Genomic DNA, 4,135 nt, shown 5'->3' with positions numbered 1-4,135 from the left:
ACGGGCGGGCCAGGCCGGAGGCATCGCACGAGTTGGAGGGGCCCGGGGCGGGGCGGTGTGCGCGCCTCCGCTCCGCCCCGGATGCCGGATCAGCCGTGCAGGCGCTCCAGCGCCTCCACCACCATCGCGTGGTCCTCGGCCTGTGGCAGGCCCGAGACCGTGACCGTGCCGACGATGCCCGCGCCCTCCACCGCGAGAGGGAACGAGCCGCCGTGGGCCGCGTAGAGGTCCGGGTCGAGACGGGAGGACTCCTCGAACGTGCTGCCCTTGGCCCGGAAGCGGGTGCCGACGAGGAACGAGCTGGCGCCGTACCGCTCCACGACCCGGCGCTTGCGGTCGATCCACGCGTCATTGTCCGCCGACGAGCCCGGGAGCGCGCAGTGGAAGAGCTGCTGTGCGCCTCGGCGGATGTCGATCGCCACCGGCGCGTTCCGCTCACGCGCCAGCTCGACCAGCAGAGTGCCCAGGGCCCAGGCGTCGTCGTAGGTGAAGCGACGCAGTGTCAGGCGGGCTTCCTGCGCTTCGAGTTCGGCGACCGTGGGCGCGGGATCCGGCTCGGGCCCGGGAGTCGGCCGGGGCTCGGGTGCGGGGGCGCTCATGATTGCGTCTCCATGGTGATCGTGGTGCCTTCCTGGGCCGAGCGGCGTGCCGCCTCCAGTACGTCGAGCGTCGACGCGGCCTCGTAGGCCGTCACCGGAGGCGCGATGCCCTTGCGCAGTGCGGTGGCGATTCCCGCGTAGTAGGCCGGATAGTCGCCGGGCTCGGTCTCCACCGGGTGGCCGCCTCCTGTGAGCGGTGACTCTCCCGCGCCGATCCGTCCCCACAGCGACTCGGGCTCCACGCCCCAGCTCGTGTCCGTGCCCGGCCGCCGGCCCTCGCGCAGGTCGGCCTCCTGCGGATCGAGTCCGTACTTCACATAGCCGGCCGACGAGCCGAGCACGCGGAAGCGCGGGCCGAGTTGGGCGGTGGTGGCGCTGGCGTACAGATGGGAGCGGACACCGGTGGTGTGGGTGATGGCGATGAAGGTGTCGTCGTCGGCCGCGGCACCGGGACGGCGTACGTCCACCTCCGCGTACACCCGTTCCGCCGGGCCGAACAGGACCAGCGCCTGGTCCACGACATGGCTGCCGAGGTCGTAGAGCAGCCCGCCGATCTCCTCGGCCGCGCCCGACTCGCGCCAGCCGCCCTTGAGCTGAGGGCGCCACCGCTCGAAACGGGATTCAAAGCGCTGTACGTCGCCCAGCCGGCCGGTGTCGATGAGCCGGGCGAGGGTGAGGAAGTCGTTGTCCCAGCGGCGGTTCTGGAAGACGGAGAGCAGCAGCCCGCGCTCCTCGGCGAGTGCGGCCAGTTCGCGGGCCTCGGCGGCGGTGCCCGCGACGGGCTTGTCCACGACGACCGGCAGTCCGGCTTCGAGAGCGGCCGTCGCGAGCGGGACATGCGTCTTGTTGGGAGAGGCGATGACGATCAGGTCGAGCGTGTCGGCGCGTTCCCACAGCTCGTCGGGCGAGGCCGCGAACCGTATGTCCGGGAACTCGGCGCGCGCCTGCTCACGGCGCTCCGGGTTTCCGGTGACGACGCTGTCGAGGACGAGCCCGTCCGCGGCGGCGATCAGCGGGGCATGGAAGACGGAGCCCGCGAGGCCGTAGCCCACGAGTCCGACGCGCAGAGGAGGGCCGGTGCGGGCGCCAGTCAAGGTCATAGCACCACTTAAGCAACGGCGTTGCCAAAGTGCAACCACAAGGGACAATGGCGGACGTGAAGAGAAGAAACGGGGATGTCGGAGGAGCGGCCGGAAACGGTGCCGGGACCGGTGCGGGAGCCAATCTGCCGGCGCTGCGCAGCTACAACGCCGCGCTGGTGCTCGACCTGCTGCGCGCGGCGGGCGACGGCGGGATCAGCAGACTGGAGCTCGCCGAGCGGACCGGACTCACTCCGCAGGCGGTCAGCAAGATCACGGCCAGACTGCGTACGGAAGGCATGGCGACGGAGGCCGGCCGCCGCGCCTCCACGGGCGGCAAGCCGAGGACCGTGCTGCGATTGGTGCCGACCGCCGCGTACGCGGTCGGGCTCCATCTCGACCGCGACGAGCTGACGGCGGTCCTGGTGGATCTGTCCGGCGCGCTGGTCGCCGTACGGACGGCCCCGCTCGACCTCGGCGCGGGAGCAGAACGGGTGGTCGAGGCGGCGGCGGTGCATGTGGACGCGGTACGTGCGGAAGCGCTGCGAGCCGGGTCCGTACGGGCCGAATGTGTACGGGCGAGCGCGCGCTACGGCGTACGGCGTGACGCGCGGCCCAGCGGCCGAGCCGGTGCCGGATCCGGATCCGGTGCCGGCGCGTGGCCGGACGAGGTTCCCGGTGTGCGGGAGCCCGGTGCGCGGGCGGTCGCCGTTTCGGGTACGTGGGCCGACGGGCGGCCGGGTGTGCGGGATGTGCTCGGAGTCGGCGTCGCCATGCCTGGGCCGCTGGACCACCGCACCGGAGTGCCCGGACGCGTCACCGGCTTTCCGCAGTGGGCGGGATTTCCGTTGCGCGAGGCGCTCGCCGCCCGGCTCCAGCTTCCCGTCGTACTCGACAAGGACACCAACGCCGCCGCGCTCGGCCTCGCGCTGCGCGGCTCGGGCGACTCCTTCGCGTATCTCCATCTCGGTACGGGCCTGGGCGCCGGGCTGGTGCTCGGCGGCGCGCTGCACCGCGGTGCCCGTACCGGCGCCGGGGAGTTCGGGCATCAGGTCATCCAGCTCGACGGCCCGCCCTGCGACTGCGGCAACCGCGGCTGCATAGAGGCGCTCTGTCTCGCCGCCGTCGCACGTGGCGAGCCGGCCGAGGCGGCGCGGGTGCTCGGGGCTGGAGCGGCGAACCTCGTCGGGCTGCTCGACATCGACCGTGTCCTGCTCGGCGGCCGGACGATCGCCGCGCACGAAGAGTGTTTCGTCCAAGGTGTGGGCACCGTCGTGGCCGAGCGCGCCCGAGGCGCGGTCGTTCCGGTGACGGCGGCCGACGGCGGCCCGTATCCGGTCGCCGAGGGAGCGGCGCAGCTTGTCCTCGCGCCCGTCTTCGGACATCGGAGGGCGCTGGAACTGGGCTGATGGAGTTGTTTGTGTGATTTTCAGGCCGTCCGGGGCCGTGGCAGCCAGGACGGGCGGCGGGCGCATGGCAGCGTCGGAGGATCCGGTGGCGATCGGACCGACGAGAAAAACGCGTCCCGACCGTCGGACTGTCCCTCCGCCGGCCGGACCGCCCACTCGATCACCTGTCCGCCCCGCCCACTCCGATCACCCGCCCCACTCCGATCACCCGCCCCACTCCGACCGCCCGCCCCGCCCGACCGCCGCGCGATCAGCAAAGGCCCTGTCACCCATGCGACTGCGACACGCCCCCGCCACCGGAGTCACCGCAGCCGTTCTGGCCGTCGCCGCCATGACCATCGCTCCGACGGCGGCTGCCTGTGCCCCGCCCAGAGGCGCGCTCACCTCCACACAGGCCACGACGTCCGCGCCCGTACCCGCGCCCACATACGCGTCCTCCCTGACGAACAGGCGCGAGCCGAGGTGCGGCAAGGTCTCCGACCCGGAGTTCCCGATCACCACCCATATCCACGGCGGTCCGGACGACTACCGGCCAGGCGGTTCCGCGGGCACCTGGTCGCTCGATCTCACCAACACCACCAGCGAGGTGTGCCGGGACATCCACCCGGTGCTCGTCCTGGTCGACCGGCACCGGGCGCTCAATGTCTCCCAGCTCACTCTGGAGATCACCGACGGCGAGGGACGCTGGCGGACGCTGCCGCTGGAGAAGACCGAGCAGGACGAGATCATCGGCGTACTGGACGACGGTTCGCCGGGCCTCGCCGTACCGGCCGGCCGCACGGTCAGCGTCCGCGCGCGGCTCGCGTTCGCCGCGGGCACGGAACCGAACAAGATCATCGTCACGGCCGCGACCGTCCAGCGGCGTGGCAGCGACGGCGACTGGGTCGGCGAGTCCAACGCCTATCGCCTCTCCCTTCGCGCGGGCGCCGGTGACCGTGGCGGCCACCGAGGCGGCGCGGGCCAGGGCAACTGTGCCGCACACGGCGAGAGCGGCGGCGGCCCCGGAGCGAGCGAGCAGGGCCGTACCGCCCCGCGTACGCCCGCGCCC

At 72.8% G+C, this 4,135-nt stretch carries 4 protein-coding genes; 2 read left to right on the top strand and 2 right to left on the bottom strand.

What is annotated here, in order from left to right; all coding sequences use genetic code 11:
- Positions 1-89 precede the first annotated feature (89 nt).
- Together GA0115259_RS25540 and GA0115259_RS25535 are read right to left on the bottom strand one after the other, a co-directional pair.
- Positions 90-599: a heme-degrading domain-containing protein gene (locus GA0115259_RS25540; protein ID WP_093601383.1), complete on the bottom strand. Its 510-nt coding sequence runs from the start codon at positions 597-599 to the stop codon at positions 90-92.
- Complete coding sequence (locus GA0115259_RS25535; protein WP_093601381.1) at positions 596-1,699, bottom strand: Gfo/Idh/MocA family oxidoreductase; 1,104 nt, start codon at positions 1,697-1,699, stop codon at positions 596-598. The genes GA0115259_RS25540 and GA0115259_RS25535 overlap by 4 nt, the downstream gene beginning before the upstream one ends.
- Before the next feature lie 47 nt (positions 1,700-1,746).
- On the opposite strand from GA0115259_RS25535, the gene GA0115259_RS25530 reads away from it, so the two are divergent.
- Together GA0115259_RS25530 and GA0115259_RS25525 are read left to right on the top strand one after the other, a co-directional pair.
- The gene (locus tag GA0115259_RS25530) at positions 1,747-3,087 is read left to right on the top strand and encodes an ROK family transcriptional regulator (RefSeq protein ID WP_093601379.1); all 1,341 of its coding nucleotides are present in this window, start codon (positions 1,747-1,749) and stop codon (positions 3,085-3,087) included.
- A 271-nt stretch (positions 3,088-3,358) separates the two neighbouring features.
- Positions 3,359-4,135, top strand: a 777-nt coding sequence (locus GA0115259_RS25525) for a hypothetical protein (RefSeq protein ID WP_093601377.1), incomplete at its 3' end; no start/stop codon positions are given.

Origin of the sequence: Streptomyces sp. MnatMP-M17, from assembly GCF_900091995.1 — a bacterium.
In the GTDB taxonomy this organism is placed as follows: Bacteria; Actinomycetota; Actinomycetes; order Streptomycetales; family Streptomycetaceae; genus Streptomyces.
This window is presented reverse-complemented; position numbering and strand designations above follow the sequence as displayed.